The organism is Streptosporangium sp. NPDC002544, from assembly GCF_040295965.1.
Lineage (GTDB): Bacteria > Actinomycetota > Actinomycetes > Streptosporangiales > Streptosporangiaceae > Streptosporangium.
In genome coordinates this window covers 443,056-462,260 of the sequence record NZ_JBEOWJ010000001.1, presented here as the reverse complement: position 1 = coordinate 462,260, position 19,205 = coordinate 443,056, and the positions used below count along the sequence as shown (strand labels likewise).

Annotated in this window: 19 protein-coding genes; 14 read left to right on the top strand and 5 right to left on the bottom strand. The window is 72.9% G+C overall.

What is annotated here, in order from left to right:
• Positions 1-100 precede the first annotated feature (100 nt).
• On the top strand, positions 101-1,744 hold the full coding sequence (locus ABT061_RS02150; RefSeq protein WP_350911693.1) for a phospho-sugar mutase: 1,644 nt from the start codon (positions 101-103) through the stop codon (positions 1,742-1,744).
• 96 nt (positions 1,745-1,840) lie between these two features.
• Here ABT061_RS02150 and ABT061_RS02145 read toward each other — a convergent pair whose 3' ends face one another.
• The 4 genes from ABT061_RS02145 to ABT061_RS02130 form a co-directional block, all read right to left on the bottom strand.
• Complete coding sequence (locus ABT061_RS02145; protein WP_350911691.1) at positions 1,841-2,524, bottom strand: hypothetical protein; 684 nt, start codon at positions 2,522-2,524, stop codon at positions 1,841-1,843.
• A gap of 33 nt (positions 2,525-2,557) precedes the next feature.
• Positions 2,558-3,637 carry an adenosine deaminase gene (locus ABT061_RS02140; RefSeq protein ID WP_350911690.1) on the bottom strand — a complete coding sequence of 360 codons (1,080 nt, stop codon included), beginning with the start codon at positions 3,635-3,637 and terminating at the stop codon, positions 2,558-2,560.
• Positions 3,638-3,773: 136 nt separating this feature from the next.
• Entirely contained in the window at positions 3,774-4,127 is a 354-nt protein-coding gene (locus ABT061_RS02135; RefSeq protein ID WP_350911688.1) for a cupin domain-containing protein, read from the bottom strand.
• Positions 4,128-4,162: 35 nt separating this feature from the next.
• Entirely contained in the window at positions 4,163-4,750 is a 588-nt protein-coding gene (locus ABT061_RS02130; protein ID WP_350911686.1) for an AMIN-like domain-containing (lipo)protein, read from the bottom strand.
• Positions 4,751-5,289: 539 nt separating this feature from the next.
• Here ABT061_RS02130 and ABT061_RS02125 point away from each other — a divergent pair.
• The 11 genes from ABT061_RS02125 to ABT061_RS02075 all read left to right on the top strand — a co-directional run bounded on the left by ABT061_RS02125 (position 5,290) and on the right by ABT061_RS02075 (position 13,542).
• Positions 5,290-5,427, top strand: a complete 138-nt coding sequence (locus tag ABT061_RS02125) for an ALQxL family class IV lanthipeptide (RefSeq protein WP_350911684.1) — start codon at positions 5,290-5,292, stop codon at positions 5,425-5,427.
• Positions 5,428-5,474: 47 nt separating this feature from the next.
• Entirely contained in the window at positions 5,475-5,600 is a 126-nt protein-coding gene (locus tag ABT061_RS02120) for an ALQxL family class IV lanthipeptide (RefSeq protein ID WP_350911681.1), read from the top strand.
• A gap of 254 nt (positions 5,601-5,854) precedes the next feature.
• Positions 5,855-5,980 carry an ALQxL family class IV lanthipeptide gene (locus ABT061_RS02115; protein ID WP_350911679.1) on the top strand — a complete coding sequence of 42 codons (126 nt, stop codon included), beginning with the start codon at positions 5,855-5,857 and terminating at the stop codon, positions 5,978-5,980.
• A 264-nt stretch (positions 5,981-6,244) separates the two neighbouring features.
• Positions 6,245-7,333 (top strand): class V lanthionine synthetase subunit LxmK, encoded by a 1,089-nt coding sequence (gene lxmK, locus ABT061_RS02110; protein WP_350911677.1) that lies wholly within the window; start codon positions 6,245-6,247, stop codon positions 7,331-7,333.
• Positions 7,330-8,301: a T3SS effector HopA1 family protein gene (locus ABT061_RS02105; RefSeq protein WP_350911675.1), complete on the top strand. Its 972-nt coding sequence runs from the start codon at positions 7,330-7,332 to the stop codon at positions 8,299-8,301. The genes lxmK and ABT061_RS02105 overlap by 4 nt, the downstream gene beginning before the upstream one ends.
• Before the next feature lie 5 nt (positions 8,302-8,306).
• Positions 8,307-8,465, top strand: coding sequence for a hypothetical protein (locus ABT061_RS02100; RefSeq protein ID WP_350911673.1), 159 nt, complete (start codon positions 8,307-8,309; stop codon positions 8,463-8,465).
• A gap of 84 nt (positions 8,466-8,549) precedes the next feature.
• Positions 8,550-9,515, top strand: coding sequence for an LLM class flavin-dependent oxidoreductase (locus ABT061_RS02095; RefSeq protein WP_350911671.1), 966 nt, complete (start codon positions 8,550-8,552; stop codon positions 9,513-9,515).
• Entirely contained in the window at positions 9,508-10,116 is a 609-nt protein-coding gene (locus tag ABT061_RS02090) for a flavoprotein (protein WP_350911669.1), read from the top strand. The genes ABT061_RS02095 and ABT061_RS02090 overlap by 8 nt, the downstream gene beginning before the upstream one ends.
• Complete coding sequence (locus tag ABT061_RS02085; RefSeq protein ID WP_350911667.1) at positions 10,113-11,060, top strand: hypothetical protein; 948 nt, start codon at positions 10,113-10,115, stop codon at positions 11,058-11,060. Before ABT061_RS02090 ends, ABT061_RS02085 begins: the two co-directional genes overlap by 4 nt.
• The gene (locus ABT061_RS02080) at positions 11,057-12,331 is read left to right on the top strand and encodes a M16 family metallopeptidase (protein ID WP_350911665.1); all 1,275 of its coding nucleotides are present in this window, start codon (positions 11,057-11,059) and stop codon (positions 12,329-12,331) included. Before ABT061_RS02085 ends, ABT061_RS02080 begins: the two co-directional genes overlap by 4 nt.
• Positions 12,328-13,542, top strand: coding sequence for a M16 family metallopeptidase (locus tag ABT061_RS02075; protein ID WP_350911663.1), 1,215 nt, complete (start codon positions 12,328-12,330; stop codon positions 13,540-13,542). The genes ABT061_RS02080 and ABT061_RS02075 overlap by 4 nt, the downstream gene beginning before the upstream one ends.
• A gap of 240 nt (positions 13,543-13,782) precedes the next feature.
• Here the strand turns inward: ABT061_RS02075 and ABT061_RS02070 are convergent, their stop codons facing one another.
• Positions 13,783-13,911 carry an ALQxL family class IV lanthipeptide gene (locus tag ABT061_RS02070; RefSeq protein ID WP_350911661.1) on the bottom strand — a complete coding sequence of 43 codons (129 nt, stop codon included), beginning with the start codon at positions 13,909-13,911 and terminating at the stop codon, positions 13,783-13,785.
• Between the two features lie 615 nt (positions 13,912-14,526).
• Here ABT061_RS02070 and lanL point away from each other — a divergent pair.
• Together lanL and ABT061_RS02060 are read left to right on the top strand one after the other, a co-directional pair.
• Positions 14,527-17,316: a class IV lanthionine synthetase LanL gene (gene lanL, locus ABT061_RS02065; RefSeq protein WP_350911659.1), complete on the top strand. Its 2,790-nt coding sequence runs from the start codon at positions 14,527-14,529 to the stop codon at positions 17,314-17,316.
• On the top strand, positions 17,316-19,136 hold the full coding sequence (locus tag ABT061_RS02060; protein WP_350911657.1) for an alpha/beta hydrolase family protein: 1,821 nt from the start codon (positions 17,316-17,318) through the stop codon (positions 19,134-19,136). The genes lanL and ABT061_RS02060 overlap by 1 nt, the downstream gene beginning before the upstream one ends.
• Positions 19,137-19,205 lie beyond the last annotated feature (69 nt).

The window sequence follows — 19,205 nt, the reverse complement described above, 5'->3', positions numbered from 1 at the left end:
ACGCGAGGATCGGTTCCCTTCGGGGAAACACCCGGCTTTCAAGAATCACCCTGCTTGCAAGGGTTCAACCGGCGACGGGCCCCGGGCCCGAGAGGTGACGATGAGCAGCGATCTCGTGGGGCTCGCCCGTTCCTGGCTGGCCCAGGACCCCGACCCCGACACCCGCGCGGAGCTGACCGAGCTGCTGGAACGCGGCGACGGCGACGCGCTGCGCGAGCGGTTCGGCGCGAAGCTGGAGTTCGGCACCGCCGGGCTCCGCGGCGAGCTGGGCGCCGGCCCCAACCGGATGAACCGGGTGACGGTCATGCGCGCCGCCGCCGGTCTGGCCCGCGTCCTCGGTCCCGGCAGGCACGTCGTGATCGGCTACGACGCCCGGCACAAGTCCGACGTCTTCGCCCGTGACACCGCGGCCGTGCTCACCGGGGCCGGGCTGCGCGCCTCGGTCCTCCCCGCACCGCTGCCCACGCCCGTGCTGGCCTTCGCGGTCCGCCACCTCGGCGCCGACGCGGGCGTGACGGTCACCGCGAGCCACAACCCACCCCGCGACAACGGTTACAAGGTCTACTGGGGCGACGGCTCCCAGATCGTGCCGCCGATCGACGCGGAGATATCCGCCGCCATCGACACGGTCGGGCCGGTCTCCGAGCTGCCCCTCGGCTCCCCGGACGATCCCGCGTGGACCACGCTGGACGACGGTGTGGTGACCGCCTACCTGGAGGCGGTGACCGCGCTCCCGATCGGCGCCGCCCGCGAGCTGCGGGTGGCGTACACCCCGCTGCACGGCGTCGGCGGCGACACCCTGGCCAGGGCCTTCGCCGCCGCCGGGTTCGACGCGCCGGCCGTCGTCGAGGCCCAGGCCGCCCCCGACCCCGACTTCCCCACCGTCGCCTTCCCCAACCCGGAGGAGCCCGGCGCGATGGACCTCGCGCTGGAGCTGGCGGAGCGGGTCGGCGCCGACCTGGTGCTGGCCAACGACCCCGACGCCGACCGCTGCGCGGTGGGCGTGCCGCTGCCCGGCGGCGGCTACCGGATGCTGACCGGCGACGAGGTGGGCGCCCTGCTGGGCGAGCACGTGATCAGGCGGACCTCCGGCGAAGGCCGCCTGGTGGCGACCACCATCGTCTCCTCGTCCCTGCTCGGCAAGATCGCCGCCGGGTACGGTGTGCGCTACGCCGAGACCCTGACCGGCTTCAAATGGATCATGAAGGCCGGTCCGGGCCTGCTCTTCGGGTACGAGGAGGCGCTGGGATACAGCGTCGGCTCCAACCTCGGGCTGCCCGTGCACGACAAGGACGGCATCGGTGCGGCGCTGACCGTGGCCGGGATCGCCGCCGAGGCCAAGCTGGAGGGCCGCGGCCTGCTCGACCTCCTGGACGACCTGGCGCGCCGGCACGGCCTGCACGCCACCTCCCAGCTGTCGTTCCGGGTGGCCGACCTGTCGCTGATCACCGGCGCCATGGCCCGGCTGCGGGCCACGCCGCCCGCCCGGCTCGGCGGCCGCGAGGTGGAGACCGCCGAGGACCTCAGCGAGGGCGTGGGCGGGCTCCCGCCCACCGACGGCCTCCGCTACCACCTGTCCGGCGGCGCCCGGGTCGTCGTCCGGCCCTCGGGTACCGAACCCAAGCTCAAGTGCTACCTGGAGGTCGTGGTCCCGGTGACCGGCGAGGTCTCCGAGGCCCGCGGGCGGGCGGTACGGGATCTCGACGCCCTGAAGGCCGACCTCACCAAGGCCCTCGGCCTCTGACCGCGCCTGTTCCACGGCCGGGGACGATCATGCTTCCCCGTGATCGTCCCCGGCCACACCACCTCCCCGAGCCCGGCGCCACCGCGATCGGGGCGATCAGACCAGGAAGGCCGCGACCACCAGCAGAGCGGCGACGGCCACGGCGACCAGGGCACTCGGTGCCCAGTTCATCCTGAGCGCACCTGTTTCGGATACGGTGCCGGTCCCGCTCGTGACCCCGGCCTCCGCCTCGGGCACGGTCGCGTCGCTCTCCGGGGTCCCGGCGACCGAGGCCGCCCGCCTGGCGGCCTTGGCACGTTCGGTGATCTGCTCGGCCACCCAGTCGGCGTGCGTCTTGCCCGCCATCGCCTCGGCGGCGGCCTGCTCGGCCTTCGAGCGGACCGGCTCGGTCCTGAAGCGGCCCCGCGCGAGCGCGGGCCTTCCCTTGCGCGCGGCCGCCGCCCGCTCACGGGCCGAGGTCTGCGGCGCCCAGCAGCGGACCCTCCGGCCGCCGGAGGTGATCGTGATCGAGTGCGAGACCTTGACCTCGTCCACTCCGCTCCAGGGCACGAAGGCGTTCCGCAGCGGGTTGCGGACCAGCACCCCCTCCTCGGACATGACGATCATCGGGCGCAGGCAGGTGACGAAGACCAGCGCGGTCAGCACCCCCAGCACCGCCGCGGCGACCATCGAGGGACGGCCGTTGTAGCGGAGGAACAGATCCACCGCGTTGCCCGCGGCGAACACCATCCAGAGCCAACCGACGATCATCGCGAAGTTGGAGCGGAACACCTGCTTCATGGGAGAAAGCTCACTTCACTCGTACGTGCCCGGTCACGCCTGCCACTTGAGGCGCGCGAAACCGGGCTTGATGACGCCGTTGATGAGCGCCAGGCGCTCGTCGAACGGCAGGAACGCGGACTTCATGGCGTTGACCGTGAACCACAGCATGTCGTCCCAGTCGTAGCCGAACGCCTCCGACAGCTTGGCGAACTCCTCGGAGAGGCTCGTACCGCTCATCAACCGGTTGTCGGTGTTGACGGTCACCCGGAAGTTCAGGCGGCGCAGCAGGCCGATCGGGTGCTCGGCGATGGAGGCCGCCGCACCGGTCTGCAGGTTGGACGTCGGGCACATCTCCAGCGGAATGCGCTTGTCCCGGACGTAGGCCGCCAGGCGGCCCAGCTTGGGCTCCCCGTTGTCGGAGACGGAGATGTCGTCGATGATCCGGACGCCGTGACCGAGCCGGTCCGCGCCGCACCACTGGATCGCCTGCCAGATCGACGGCAGGCCGAAGGCCTCACCGGCGTGGATGGTGAAGTGGGCGTTCTCCCGCTGGAGGTATTCGAAGGCGTCGAGGTGACGGGTGGGAGGGTAGCCCGCCTCCGCGCCGGCGATGTCGAACCCGGCCACCCCGGCGTCGCGGTAGCGGACCGCCAGCTCGGCGATCTCCATCGACCTGGCCTGGTGGCGCATGGCGGTGAGCAGGGTGCCCACCCGGATGCCCCGCCCCTCGGAACCGGCCCTGAAGCCCTCCTGGACCGCCTCGATGACCTCTTCGAGGCTCAGCCCCCTGGAGGTGTGCTGCTCGGGCGCGTAACGCACCTCGGCGTAGACGATGCCGTCGTCGGCCAGGTCCTCGGCACACTCGGCGGCGACCCTGACCAGCGACTCGCGCGTCTGCATGACGCCGACCGTGTGGTCGAAGGTCTCCAGGTAGCGCACCAGCGAGCCGGAGTCGGAGGCCTCCCTGAACCAGGCGCGCAGGCTGTCGGCGTCGGTCGCCGGCAACCTGTCGTAGCCCGACTCGCGGGCCAGCTCGATGATGCTCTCCGGCCGGAGCCCCCCGTCGAGGTGATCGTGGAGCAACACCTTCGGAGCCAGGCGGATCTGCTCAAAAGTGGGTGGCTGACTCATCTACATCCTTCCAGCGGGGAGACCTCGACTTTAGTCACGGGGGCCGAGTGCGTGACGGCCCCACGTGTTTCGGGTGACGTGTTCACGACCAGGCCCGCCCCGGTGCCGCGGGCCTGGTCGATGCCCTACAGGGCGACTAGTCGTCGCGGTTGGCGGTCTCCGGAGAGAAGGCGGGCAGGCAGATGGCGACGTACTCGGCGCCGTCCGGCCCCGAACGGTAGCGGATCCGCTCCCCCGGCTCGCAGGTGAACACCTCCCCCGCGCCGACCTCGGTGATGCCCCCGTCGTGCTCCACGATCACCGTGCCTTTGAGCACCAGGGTGTACTCGGCGAACTCCGGGGTCTGGGCGGGCTCCTCCCAGCCCGCCGGGGCGACCATCCGCGCGATCGAGATCCGATCGTCGCCGCTGTTGACCCGGCCGACGTATTCGTCGATCGTCTTGCCGCCCGGAACGGGAATCCGCGTCGCGTTGTCGATTTTGCGTACCATCAGACCAGTCTGTCACTGGTCACGGGGTGCGCCGCTCAGTGCGCGACGTCGATGACCAGCCGGTTCGGGTTCTTCTGCTCCAGCACCCGGAACGGTGCCCTGCGGTCGAGGACGATGCCGACGCTCACCACTCCCTCGAAGTCACCCGTCTTGACCACGCTCTGCACGTTGCCGAGCTGTGCCTGGAAGATCGGCCCGCCCGTCCAGGTCGGCTTGCCCGCCTCGGTGTGCGCGATGGCGGGGCTCATCGTCAGCTGGAGGTAGGCCCCGCCCTCGACGTCGACCCGATCGCCCGAGCCGTCCTGGACGAGCTCGGGCACCCATCGCACCGTGTAGCCGGGCACCTCTCCGTTCAGGTCGATCACCACCCGGTCGAACCCCTGGTGCCGGCCGAACCTGGCCCCGGTGACGGCCGGCGAGGCAACGGTGGTGCGCTCGACCTCGATCTCCTTGGTACTCGTCGGGGGACGTGGCCCGGCCGGCGTGGAGGTCGGAGTGACGGCGGGATCCGCGGTCGTGGTCGCCGGGGCCCCCGAGGACGGGGGCGCGGTCTGCGTGTCCGAGCCGCAACCGGCCAGCAGGAAGAGGGGGACGAGCACGAGGGGAACGAGGGTGCGGTTCATGATGAGCCTCCTGCCCCGTTAGATGCCCAGGTCTCCGGAGAGGTTCACCCTCTGCCGTCCGGCTGCGCCCTGACAAGATCCTGACAGCTTGTCGAAGGACGAGTCAAGCATCCGGATCATGGCCGGAACGGCGGCGACTCACGACGGTCGGCCGCGAAGGCAGGGCGAGCGGTGGACACGTTCGCCGGCATCACCGAGAACGGCCGCGAGCGCCACGCGACGGCCGGGCCGCGGTCCGGTGCGGACCGGGCGGCGGTGACGGGCGGTCCGTCGATCGCCCCTCGTCTCACGATGTGAGACGCTCTTTAGCTTTCGCAAGCATCCCGGACACCGCCGTGACCAGGAAAAAGGCAAGCCGGAGGGCTTCCCATGAGGCTCGTCTCCACCCTTGACAAGATCCGGAGACAAGAGTCCGAAGCACAGCGTCATTCCAGCCGAAAGCGATTCCTAAGCACCCGTCACCACGCTTCTCTCGCACGACGAAATCGCCGTGTCGGCCGTCGTGCCGGCGGAACGATCGCGCATGGAAGGAGAACGGAATGGAACTCGACATCAACGCCCTGGACCTGCTCCCCGGCCGGACCGAGCAGCACCTGGCGGGCTGCACCATCACCTGCGACGTGACCTGCAAGCAGTCCACCTGCGGGGTCACCTCGGCCACCCGGTTCCTCTCCTGATCACTGCGGTATCAGCGGAGATCTCTTCCCACGAAAGGACGAACGCCATGGAACTCGACATCAAGGCCCTCGACCTGCTCCCCGCCCAGACGGAGAGCCAGCTGGCCATCTGCGAGATCACCTGCCCGCCGAAGGGCACCTGCAGCTGGACCTGCAAAGTCACGAGCCAGTAGGCGACGGGGCCGCTGATGGAACTCGACATCAAGCCCGCCCAGACGGAGGGCCACCTGGCCGGGTGCGAGGTCACCTGCCTGGTGACCTGCAGCGGCGTCACCTCCGCGCGCTCCATCATCACCTGACCCCGTCGCAGGACGCGCAGGGCGACCATCACGCCCGTGCGACTCCGCGAACTCCGCCGGCCAACGGGCGGCCACGAAGGCCGCCGCGGCGCAGGCGGAAATCCCCCGCCGAAGAAAGGAGAAACGCCATGGAACTCGACATCAAGGCCCTCGACCTGCTCCCCGCCCAGACGGAGAGCCAGCTGGCCGCCTGCGAGGTCACCTGCGGCCACACCTGCAGGACGAACAACACCTGCGCCGAGACCATCCGCTGACGAACGCCGAACGGCCAGGCTGGACGCTCATGACGGCGGCCCGCCGACGGCCGCGGCCACCGCAACGCGTGCGACGACGAGCCCGCGGCGAGGCCGCCGGTCCCACCTCGGGCTCGTCTTCGTCATCCCCGTGCGGCACCGCCGTCGATCGTCATCCATCGGGCGTCGAAAGAGACACAGTCATGCTTACGGAATGCCGGTGCTCGTACACCGGCGAGGCCACCGGCACCCGGCCGCGCCGCGTTTCCCGCCTCGGGGCCGGTGATGGCCGTGGGTGAGGGGCCGAAACCGATCCCGGTGCCGCTCGACCAGGTCCCCGAGGTCGCGGAGTTCCTCACGGCGCTCCAGCTCGGGGTGCTGCGGGAGGACACGGTCTCCGCGTTCTTCGGCCGCAACGACACCTGGGCGGGCGTGACCGACGCAGGCCTCCCCGTCTTCGTCAAGCGGACCCTCGGGGAGGCGGACCAGGTCCGCCGGAGGGTGAACCGCACGAGGGCGATGGGCATGGTGCTCGACGCGCACCCGGTGATCAACGTGCCCCGTTTCCTGGGCGGCGACGACGCCTCCGGCCTGCTGGCCTTCACGCTGCTGCAGGACGCGCACAGCGGAGCCGACCTCGCCGGGGAGGACGCCTTCACCTGGGACCTCGCCCACGCCGCGGGGATCCAGATCGGAACGCTCCACACCCTCCGCGCACCGCAGCCCATCGCGGCAGACACCTCCGAGCCGCCGCTGCCGCCGCGCGACCGCCTGGCGGTCCTGCCGCTGGAGGTCTACACCGCCGCCAGCGGCGCGGAACTGGAGGTGTGGGCGATCCTGCACAACGACCCCGTGATCACCAAGGCGATCAGCGACCTGTGCGACCGGGAAAGCCGCGGCCCGCACGTCCTGGTCCACGGCGACCTGCGGCTCGACCAGTTCCTCCACCAGGACGGCACGCTGTACCTGACCGACTGGGAAGAGGCCCGGCTCGCCGATGCCGCGCGGGACGTGGGCGCCTTCGCCGGCGAATGGCTCTACCGCGGCGTGCTCGGCATGGCAGGCCCGGAGGACGGCATGAGCGAACGCGAGGTCATCGCCAACGGCGCCCGCCGCTTCGAGGCCCTGCGCCCCTACGTCGAGGCGTTCTGGACCGGCTACCTCGACGCCCGGCCCGCGGCCCGCGACGACCACGAGCTGGCGGCCCGGGCGGCGGCCTTCGCCGGCTGGCACCTGATCGACCGGATCATCGTCGCGGCCCACCAGCGCGGCCGGCTGAGCGCCCTGGAACGCGCGGTGGCCGGCGTCGGCCGCACCGCCCTGCTCCGCCCCGCCGAGCTCACCACCACGCTGGGCCTGGGAGAGGGACGATGAAGCAACCGCTGGACCGGGTACGCATCGACGCGGATCTCACCTCGGCCACCGTCGACGACCGCGAGGTCACCGCCGACGGCCCCAAGGCGCTGCGCAGCGCGCTGGCCGACGCGCTGTACAACGCCTTCCACACCGGCCGCGAGCCCGTGGAAGGACCGCAGCACAAGTCGCTGCGCGACCCGGACTTCGAGCACCGGCTGCGCGCCATGGTCCCGCACCACGACTCCCCCGCCCTGGCCATGGTGGAGCCCGGAGCACCCGACGTGGTCCGTCTGAACGGGGTGCGCGTGCGGATCCCCGAGTCCCGGCTCGGCGATGAGGTCGCCACCCCCACGGGGTCGGCTCGCCGGGTCGGCCTGCCGGCCGTCCAGCCGACGGTCTCGCCCGGGTTCCTGCTGGTGAGCGGCTCGGCGGGGCACGGCCTGGAGGAGAACACGTGTCTGCGGCTGTACCTGGGCGCCGAGACGGCCGACGCCGCCCCCGCCCTGTGGGGCGCGGTGCTCGACCGGCTGGAGAAGCTACGACTCCCCTACAGGGCCAAGGTGCTCTCCGCCCGCGATCTGTATTCGCGCCGCGACAGCATCGTGGTCTACCTGGGACGCCGTGCCTGGCACGCGGTGCCGGAGATCGGCGCGGCGGCCACCGCGACCGGCGGGCTGCGCCAGGATCTGTCCACCTATGTCGCCGCGCTCGGCCGCGGCATCGGCTGGGCGTGGGAGCCGCAGGATCCGCGGCCCGAGACACGCAGGCTCAGCTTCGGCGAGCACCGCTCGCACGCCATCGCGGCTGGGCTGCTGGCCCACGCCGAGCATGGCGGCGACCGGGACGACGCGGTGCGCGAGGCGCTGCGGGCCGCCGGGGTCGACCCCGACGCGGTGCACCGCAACCTCGGCTCGCCGACGTCGCCCTTCGAGACCTCCGGCCCCGAACCCGGGACCGGACCCTACGAGAACCAGGAAAGGAGGTGACATACATGTCCACTGAGCTGCTGATGGAGGGTGCCGAGGCGTACACCTCGCTCGCCGAGGTCGCCGCGGTCCCCGGGAGCGACGCTCCCGGCGCCTGGCCGCGGACGAGCTACCTCACCGTGCACCTCTGCCTCATCGCGTACACCATCGACTCCGGCTGCTGACGGATTCGGGTGACGGCGGCGGTGCCGCAGGCACGCGACAGCGGCCTGCGGCACCGCCAGGACTTTGGGAAACGAGGAGGGGCCATGGCGCCCGGACTGCTGTTCCCGCTCCAGCACACGCACCCCGACACGGTCGTGCCGTTCGGAGAGCTGGTGATGAGCGGGCTGGCCGGCCGACTCTGGCTGGGACAATCCGTGCTGACCGAGACGCATCAGACGATCGCCTACCTGACGGGCCGGGGGATCAGGGTGCCGTGCGGGCTGAGCGTGACGCTGATGCCGCTGCGGCACCCGATGGAGGCGGCGGTGCAGGCGCGCAGCCTGGCGGTGCTCACCGGCCGGCCGCTGGTCGCCGGATACGGCGCCGCGACCCCGGACCTGGTCCGGGCGCTGCGCGGCGCGCCGTACCACAGGCCGGCCGCGGCCGCGGCCGGGTACGCCCGGGCGGTGCGCGCCTTCCTCGACGGCGGCACCGTCGAGCACGCCTGCGAGGCGTGCGTCGCCGCCACCGCGCTGCCCCCGATGCACCACCCGCCCGTCGAGGTGGGGCTGGGCGTCATCCGGCCGGGCATGGCGCGGGCCGCGGGCGCCGTCGCCGACGTGGCCATCACCTGGATGACGCCGCCCCACTACGTCCGGGACACGCTGCTTCCCGCCCTGGCCGCCGGAGCCGCGAACCGCGGCACGCCGCCCCGCGTCGCGACCGTCGTGCATGTGGCGCTGGCCGGCCCCGGCCGCGATCCCCGCAGACTCGCGCACAGCGCGGCCGCGGACCATCTGCGGGCCCCGCACTACACCGACATGCTCCGCCGGGCCGGGGTGCCCGCCGACCCGGCCGACCCGCGCGCCGGCGCCGCGGCCCTGGTCGAGGCGGGCGTCTACGTGTACGGCACACCGGAGGAGGTCGTCGAACGGCTACGCGGCTACCGCGAGGCGGGCGTCGACGAGATCATCCTCAATCTCGCCGGCGTCGCGGGGACCGAGGGGTTCCGTGCGGCGCTCGCGGACGCCGAGTGCCTGCTCCACGCCATGGCGGACGCCGATGAGTGAGCCCGGGCGGCTCCAGGGGCCGCCACCGTTCCACGCCGAGCGCCTGCTCATCCTCGCCACCGGCTCGCTCGGCGCCGCCTTCCTGCCGTACTGGCTCAACTGGCTGCGGCGTTCCTACCGAAGCCTGGACGTCCGGGTGGTGGTCACCAGAAGCGCGGAGCGGTTCGTCAGCCGGCAGGCGATCGCGGCCCTCATCGGCAAGGACGTGCCCGTCGACGCCTGGCCGGACGTTCCGGCACCGGAATCACCGCACGCGGACTACGCCATCTGGCCCGACACCGTGATGGTCTACCCGGCGACCTATCACTTCCTGGGCCGGTTCGCCAACGGTCTCGCCGACACCCCCATGCTGCTGGCGCTCCAGTGCACCTCCGCGCTGATCGGGATCGCGCCGGCCCTGCCGCCGGGAGCCACCCGCTCGTACGCCTACCAGCAGCACCGTACGGCGATCGAGGGCCGGTCCAACGTCGTGGTCGTCGACCCCGTGCCGGTCCTGAGCACCCACACCCGAGGACGGGACGCCCTGGGGGCCGCCCCGCTCTCCACCCTGATCGAACGACTGGCGGAACTGCGCGCCACGCGCGAGAAGGAGGACCAGTGAGCCGAGCCGCCGACTCCTACGGCACGGGCTACGTGCTGACCACGATCGCCCGGTCGGCCGAGGGGGACTACCGGTGGACCCGGCGTCCCGGGCCGCACCGGGGCGGCGCGCTGCGCACGCCGGATCCCGCCGTCCTGGACGCCGCCCGGATGGCGGCCCGCGGGCGGGTCGGGCTCACGCTTCCGGAGCGGGCGGACGCCACCGGCATGACGTACCGGACCGGCCAGGCCCGCTCGATCGCGGCCATGCTCCTAGGTCCGAGGTCGGGCGAGAGCGACGCCGACATCGCGCGGATCACGGCGGACACCTTCGTGGAGACCGGCGCGGCCCTCGCCCGCCTGCACACCGTCCCCCTGCCGCGGGCCGATCTACCGTCCCCCGACGGCCTGCTGCGGCTGCTCTCCTGGCTACAAGACGGGCTGGGACCCGGCGCCGCGCCCGATCTGCACCGCCACGCGACCGAGATGCTGGGCCGGGACCGGATGGCCACGGTGGCGGCGTGGTGCGTCCCGGCGACGGAGGCACCGCACGCCCTGCTGCACGGCGGCCCCAGCATGGGCATCCTCCTGCCCCTGACCCCCGACATGGACGGCGGCCTGCTGACCGGCGAGAACCTGGCCGCCGGTCCGCCGGAGTCCGACGTGGGGTGGATCATCGGCGAGCTGGTGGAGCTCGGCGCGTCGATCCGCCGATTCGGCACGCGCCGGGACTTCGACTTCGACATGTTCATCGGCCGCGTCCTGGAGGGCTACACCGCCGCCCTGGACCTCGCCGCCGTGGGCAGGACGGCCGCGCTGCGCTTCCTGACCCACCTGCACGACTTCGCCGCCTACATGAAATGGCACGACGTCCTCGTCGAGTACCTCAAGCTCGTCGCCGACGTGATCGACGCGGCCGGCGCCGGGCAGTTGCTGCCCTCCCCCGGCGAGGTGGTCCGTTCGTGAACACCGCCGAGATCACGCGCGTGACGCTGCACAACGGGCTGCGGATCGTCATCGAGGAGGAGCACTCCGTCCCCGTGGCGGGCGTCGCGGTGCACTACGACGTCGGCTTCCGCGCGGAGGCCGAAAACGCCTCGGGCCTGGCCCACCTGTTCGAACACCTGATGTTCCAGGGAGCCGCCGGCACCGGGCCGAGCCACTTCCAGCAGGTCGAACGCGCCGGAGGGTTCTGCAACGCCTCCACCCGCCAGGACTACACCGACTTCTACACCGTGGTCCCCGCCGACGCGGTCGCGGAGGTGATCGCGCTGGAGGCCGATCGCATGCGCGCCTCGAAGATCACCGAACAGGCCGTCCGGACCCAGATCTCGGTGATACGTGAAGAGGTCCTGGGCAAGATCCGCAGGCCCTACGGCGGCTTCCCCTGGCCCCGGCTCTCTCCCGTGTTGTTCCGTGCCTTCGCCAACGCTCACGACGGGTACGGCGACTACGCCGCCCTCCGGCAGGTGACCGTTCGTGACTGCGAGGAGTTCTTCGACCGGCACTACGGCCCGGGCAACGCCGTGGTGACGGTCGCGGGCGATGTCGAGCCCGAGGCGGTGCTGACGGTCATCGAGCGCGCCTTCGGGGCCATCCCGCCCCGCCCCGTCCCCCCGCCCTCCCCGTATGGGGAACCGGAGCCCGCCGGGCAGGCGGCGGCCGAGTACGCCGACCCGCTGGCGCCGCTGCCCGCCCTCGCCCTCGGCTACCGGGTGCCCGACCCGGCCGCCGGCCCGGCCGCACACTTCGCGCTGTCCGCCCTGGCCGGCGTGCTGGTCGGCGGCGTACGGCCCCGGCTGCGGGAACGGCTGCACCGGGAGACCGGGCAGAACGTCACCTTCTCGGCCCGCGTCGGCCTGTTCGATCTCCTCGACGCCCGTGACCCCGACATGTGGCTGCTCACCGCGATCCACCCGGCGGGGCTGTCGGCCGAACGGGTGCTGGCCGCCGTGGACGCCGAACTGGACGCGCTCGGCGCCACCGGGCCCGCGGATGAGGAACTGCGGCGCTGCCGTACCGCGTGGCTCCTGTCCCACCACCGTTCGATGGACCGGCTCGCCGACCGGGTGCGCATACTCGGGCGCTTCGAGCTGTTGTTCGGCGACCCCGGCCTGGCCGCGCGGCTGCCCGAGTCGTACGCCGGGGTGGGCGCCGCCGACGTGGCGGCGGCGGCACGCGGACTGCGCCCGGACTCCCGCGCGCTGCTGCGGGTCGTCCCCGGGGAGGGGCGATGAGCAGCGACCTCGTCGATCGCACGCTGGCGAACGGGCTGCGCGTGCTGGCGGTGCGGCACGGCGTGACCCCCCTGGCCGAAGCGCGCCTGCTCCTCCCCTCCCCCTGCCCGACCCGGGCCGTACTGGCGGAGTCCGTCCTGCTGGCGGCCTGCCTGTCGCGTGGGCAGGCCGCCGAGGACCGAGTGGAACTGGACGTGGTGGCCGACGTCCATCAGATGACCGCCACCGCCTGCTGCTCGCTGCACGACATGGACGCGCTGACGCGGGCGCTGGCGGAGGTGGCACGGGGCGTGCCCACCGAGGTCGAGCCGGCGCGCGGGCACCTGATCGCGCAGCTCAAGGTGGCCAGGGCGCACCCCGACTTCACGGTCCGGGCGCAGCTGGCGCGGCAGCTGTTCGGCGACCATCCGGTGGCCTTCACGATGCCGGAGGAAGACGAGCTCGCGAGGATCGCCGAGGTGCGGCGCGGGCCGTCCGGCCCGCGCGGCGCCGTCCTGGTGATCCTCGCACCGGACGATCCCGGGCGGCTGGCCGACGCCGCGGAGCGTACCCTGGCCGGCTGGCAGGCCCCCCTGCGGGACGTGGCGCCGCTACCGCCGCTGCCCGCGGTCGAGGGTGGCCGCCTGGTGCTGCTGTCGCGGCCGGGCGCGCCGCAGTCGCGCATCCGGTTGCGCGCGCCGGGGGTGACCGTGGAACACGAGCGCTACCCGGAGCTGTTCCTGGCCTGCGGCGTCCTGGGCGGCGCTCTGTCCTCCCGGCTGTCGCGCAGCCTGCGGGAGGACAAGGGCTACGTGTACGGCGTCACGGTGTTCTTCGACAGCCATCCCGGCGCCGGGTTCCTGGCGATCGAGGCCGACACCGCGGCCGCCACCACCGGCCCCGCGCTGGAGGTGCTGGCCGCCGAACTGTCCCGGATGCGGACCCATCCGCCCACGGGCCAGGAGATCGCGACCGCGCGCGCCTACGCCATCGGGTCGATGGCGACCCGCCTGGCCCCCCGCGCCAGGCTCGCCACCGCGCTCGCCGACCTGGCGGCCAAGGCGATGGACCCGCTCCTGTTGCTCGACTTCCCGCGCCGGCTGGCCGCCGTGACCCCGGACGCCGTGGTCGCGGCGGCCGAGGAGTTCTTCGCTCCCGAGCGCTTCTCCGGCGTGGTCGCGGCGGACCCCCGGGAACTCGCCGACCCCCCGGCCCTGGGGCGATGTCGTTGACGTGACCGAGCGCGCCGGCCGAGCCGTCTCCCCGGTCGGTGCAGGCGCGCCCGCCTGGCGAGACCACGCCCCTCGGCCGGTCGGTCACGTGGCCTCGGTGGTCGGTGGACCCGCAAGGGAGTTCTCCGCCTGGACGGGGAGCATGTCCAGATCCTGAACGTGCTCCCCGCGATCTTCTTTCGTGGCCGGCGGTTCTACGGGAGAGACCCGCTTTGATCCGCGTGCGCGGATCGCCGCGTACTAGAACTGGCTCGTGTACGTGACAACGTCATAGACGAGGCTCCACGGGGAGCAGGTGCTGTAGCACGGCAGAAGGGGGCTCTCCGCCTGGGCGGGGAGCATGTCCAGAGCCTGGACGTCGAGTTCCATCGTGAATTTCCTTCCGTTGGGGAAAGACCCCCGCCGGTGATGCGGGGGTCTCGATGTCCGCCGGCGAGGCCCGCGGAGTCCGTGGGCGCGCGGTCAGCGATCAAGCAGTTCGCGATGGCCTCCGCGCGGGATCGCGTCTTGAGCACCTTTCCGAGCCGGTCCATGCCCGGCTCGCCGCACCGTTCGAGCGCTCGACGTCATGCGTCATGTGGACGCCGTGTGCGTTGTACCGCGAGCAAGTCCTCACAGCCGGCGGAGAACAGCGGGGCCGTGAACCTCTGGCGGCTTTCCTTGAGCGCCGCTTCGTACTCGTCCGACTTGGTGCTCAACGAGCTCTCATCGTGGGGCCGGGGAGTTGCCGACGTGTATTCCTGACGGCGCCGACGGTAACCGGGGGTTCTTACGGGCCGCTTAGCCACTCTTAATGCGCACCCCGGCACGGGCCGGCCCGGCGGGCGTGGAGACCTTAAGACCGCCATTAGGCGCCGCTGGCAGGCTGGTCCGCGTCCGGAGGATTACCGGCGGAACCGGTCACGGGCGAGATCCGGGCAGTCGTTTCGCACCAATGGCTCGACATCGTCCCCTGCCGGAGAACACGAATGGAGATTCGGCGTCGTGAATGAACGTGGTTCGGCGGGGGACGGCGTCTCCGGTGCAGACCGTCACGTCCTGGGGGACATCGCCCGTGCGACATTGCATCGCACAGCGGGTGACAAGGACTCGATATCCGGTACCGGATCCGACGGCGTCCCGGATTGGGAATTCCACGTCGACTCGCCCTGGACGTACGTGACCCCGGCCGGCGCGACCACGCAGGCGCAGGGCTGGAAGCTGCATGTGGCGGCGACGCCGTTGTCGGCTCCGGTGGTGCTGGCGCGCGCGGTGCGGGTGCTGGGGCGCCGCCGTTGCCCCTTCAAGTACGCCACCGACTTCGACGAGCTGGGCCGGCTCGTGGCACGCAACCAGGACCGTGGATCGGTGGGCAAGTTCATCACGGTCTATCCGCCCGACGACGCGAGCGCGGCGGAGATCGCGGAGGAACTGCACGAGGCCACCTACGGCCTGCCGGGCGCGCCGATCCTCTCCGACCGGATCTACCGGCCGGGCAGCCTGGTGTACTACCGCTTCGGGGTGTTCTCGGCGACCAGCGTGCTCGACAACGACGGCTCCTACGCCTCGCGACTCACCGCGCCCGACGGCACTCAGGAGACCGACGAGCGCAGAGCGTGGTACTCCCCGCCGGCCTGGGCGGAGTGCCCCTTCGAGTCGGGCCAGGCTCCGGTGCGGACCACGGCGCCGCAGGCGGTGCTGCTGGCCGATCGGTTCGTGGTGCGCGAGGCCATCCGGCACGGCGCCAAGGGCGGGGTGTTCCTGGCGGAGGACCGCGCGGACGACGGCCAGGTGGTGATCAAGCAGGCGCGCCCCCACCTGAGCGCCGGGCTCGACGGAACCGATGATCGGGACCGGATGCGCCATGAGGCGCGCATGCTGGAGATCTTCGGGCCGCTGGGCGTCACGGCGCGCAAGGTGCTCCTCTTCGAACAGAACGACAACCTGTTCCTGGCGCAGGAACACATCGCGGGCACCCCGCTGAACAACTGGGAGGCCGCTCAGCACGACCGGCCCGGCGCCGTGCTGGGCGTCCTGCGCCGCCTGGCCGCGCTGGTCGCCGTCGTGCACGAACAGGGCCATGTGCTGCGCGACCTGACGCCCAACAACGTCATGGTGACGGAGGACGGCGACTGCCGCCTGATCGACCTGGAGATGACCGTCGTGCCCGGCACGCCGGTCGGGCGCGCGTTCACTCCCGGTTACGCACCGCCCGAGCAGGCGAACTCCGCCCTGTATGCTCCCGCGCTCGGCGTGGAGGCCGACCTGTACGCGCTCGGGGCGACGAGTTTGTTCACGGCCACCTCCTGCCAGCCGCCCTTCCTGCGGGACCGGCCCGCCGACGCGCGGTCCTGGGACGAGCGGGTGGAGACGGTGGTGCGGGTGGCGGTCGCGGGCGACCCGCTGGCCACCGCGCTGTCCCCGCTGATCCTGGGCCTGATGCGCGAGGATCCCGCGCAGCGCTGGGACCTGCCGCGGGTGCGGGAGTTCCTGGACGACGTGGACGTCGCCGCCCTGGGGCCCGCCACCCGGACCGCCGGTTTCCGGCTGGGCGCGGCCGAGCAGGACCGCCTGCTCCACGACGGGCTCGCCTACACGTTGCGCACCATGTCGCCCGGCACCGGCGAGCAGCCGGTCGCCCGCCTGTGGCCCAACTGGGGCTTCGGCCTGACCGCCGACCCATGCGCCGTCCAGTACGGCTCCGCCGGGGTGATCGCTCTGTGGGCCGCCGTGCTGGACCCCGCTCGGGCGGACGACGCGCTGCCGCCGGACACCCGGGCCAGCCTGACCGCCGCCCTGTGGGAAGCGGCGGACTGGACCGCGCGGCGGCCGGCGCGCGAACAGCGACCCTCCCCAGGCCTGTACTTCGGCCGGGCGGGCATCGCCGTGGCCCTGCACGACGCCGGCCGCGCGCTCGACAAGGAGAGCCTGCGCACCGCCGGCGTGGAGCTGGGGCTGGACCTGCCGGTCACCTGGCCCAACCCGGACATCTGCCATGGCGCGGCCGGGACGGGGACGGCCCTGCTGCACCTGTGGCGCGCCACCGGCGACCCGCGATTCCGGGACCTGGCGGACGCCTGCGCCGACGGCCTGCTCAAGGCGGCGCAACGGACCGCGGACGGTGTGCTGTGGCCCATCCCCAAGGACTTCGGTTCCGCGCTGGCGGGTACGGAGCACTACGGCTTCGCGCACGGCGTCGCCGGGGTCGGCGCGTATCTGCTGGCCGCCGGGGTCGCGCTCGACCGGGACGACTGCCTGGAGGCCGCCCTGCTCGCCGGGGAGACCCTGCTCGGCGCGGCCGAGTACCGCGGGGAGAGCGCCTGGTGGGCCGAGGGCCCGGGGGGCGGGACGAAGCTGCCGCACTGGTGCAACGGCTCCTCCGGCGTCGGCACCTACCTGGTGCGCCTGTACGCGGCGACCGGGGAGCAGCGCTTCCGGGACGCCGCCCACGCGGCCGCGCTGGCCGTCCACGGCAGCCGGCTGACCTCGGGGACGGCCGCGTGTCACGGAATCGCCGGCGACGGGCAGTTCCTGCTGGACATGGCCGACCTGCTCGGCGAGCGCGCCTATCACGACCAGGCGGAGGAACTGGCGGCGTCCTTGTGGGCGCGCGCCGTCCTGCGCGACGGGCTCATGGTGGTGCCCGACGAGCTCTCCGGCGAGGAGATCTCGGTCGCCTGGAACACCGGGCTGGCCGGGGTGCTGGACTTCCTGTACCGGCTGCGGCACGGCGGCCCGCGCCGGTGGATGGCCGAGACGGGCGCCGAGGCATGGACACGCGGCGGCAAGGCGTGATGATCTCCGACACGATGAGCCCGGCCGCCACGGTGACCGGCGAGCGGCAGCGGTCGTTCGTCCATCGGCTGAACTTTCGCTTCTCCCCCGGCGGGAGGTACGCCGCCTGCCTGGCCGCCGACGACCGCGACCCCGCGATGTACCCGGAACTGTGGGACCTCACCGGCCCCGAGCCCCGGCCCCGGGCGGTACGCACCCGAGACGGCGAGAGCGCGGCGAGCGTGCCGCTGCCCACGGACGACGGCGACCTGCTGCTGTGCCGGTCCGGAGCCTACGGCTCGCGGCTCACCTTCGCCGCGTCCCGTGCCGAGGGCGGGCGGCCGGTCGAGGAGGTCGAGCTGATCGCCGTTCGAAGAGGCGGTCTGCGGCTCCTCCCCGGTACGGCGCGGACCCCCGCTCTGGTGCTGGAGATGGACGGGGACGGTGGCACCACGGTGTGGCGCCTGCCCGGCGGGGCCGTGCCGCCGGAACAGATCATCCGGGTGCCGCACTCGATCGGCGGAGCGGTCTGGCTCGACGAGCGCGGGCACGCCCTCGCGCTGGCCACCGGCGAGCCGGGGACGGGCACCATGGTCCTGGATCTGACGCGCGGCACCATCACGTCCCTCGGCCTGCCCGCCGGCGAGCACCTGCTGCTGGCCGCGCCACGCGGCGGGGTGCTGCTGACCGCCGCGTCGCGCGGTGGCGGCTACCGGCTCGGCGTGCGCCGCCTCGACGACCCGGCGCCGACGGCCTTCCCCGATCGGCTGAACGCCGTCGAGGGCAGCGTGGCCCCGCTGGCGCTGGACCCCACCGGGCGGCTCCTGGCCCTGTCGGTCACCCACAGCGCCCGCTCCCACCTGCTGGTCCATGATCTGACGGCGGACGCCCCCGACGAGATCGAGCTGCCGCCCGGCGCCCTGCATCCGACGGCCCACTGGTCCGACGCCGGCCTGCATCTGGTGCACAGCGCCGCCGACCATCCGACGGGCGTCATCACGATTCCGGACCCGTCCCGGCCGCGCGTCCTGGCCGCGACCGGCGAGCACTGGTCCGGGTGGGCCTCGCCGCGGGTGCGGAAGTATCCGGCGCCGGCGGGCAGCACGGAGGCCGTCGTGTACGGAGATCCGGTCGGCGCCCCGCACCTGGTGGTGGCGCTGCACGGCGGCCCCGAGGCCGCGTGGCAGCTCGACTTCGACCCGCTGTTCCAGCGCCTCGCCGCCGAGGAGATCGCGGTGGTGGCGCCCAACCAGCGGGGCAGCACCGGCTACGGCGCGGCACACCGCGATGCCATCCACGGCGCCTGGGGCGGTCCCGACCTGGCCGACATCCTGTATCTGGGCCGCCTGCTGGCGGCCGAGCGCGGCCCGGGCGGGCCGCGGCCCATGCTCTACGGCGCGAGCTACGGCGCGTACCTGGCGCTGCTGGCCGCGGCGGCGGAGCCGGATCTGTGGGAGCGGGCCGTGGCCGTCGCGCCGTTCCTGTCCGGCCGGCTGCTCTACGAGGACGGGCCGGTCTCGGTTCGCAACCTGATCGACCGGCTGGGCGGGCGCGAGGAGATCCACGATGACGACCTCGGGCCGCGCGATCTGCTCCGGCTGGCCGACCGCATCCGGTTGCCGCTGCTCATCGTGCACGGCGAGGATGACTCGATCATCCCGGTCGGCCACTCCCGCCGCCTGCACGAGCGGCTGCGGCGAACCCGCCACCCCGACGCCGCGCCGGTGACCTACCTGGAGGTTCCCGGCGCGGGCCACGACCCGCTGTCCGACATCGGCGGGCATGCCATCAGGGAGCGCGTGCTCGGCTTCCTGCGCGGCGGGCAGGACCGCGCCGGCTGAGGCGCGGGCCGCCGGACCGGTTCCCCGGGACGCGCGTTTCGGTCCGTGCCCTTCCGCAGGCCGGGCCGG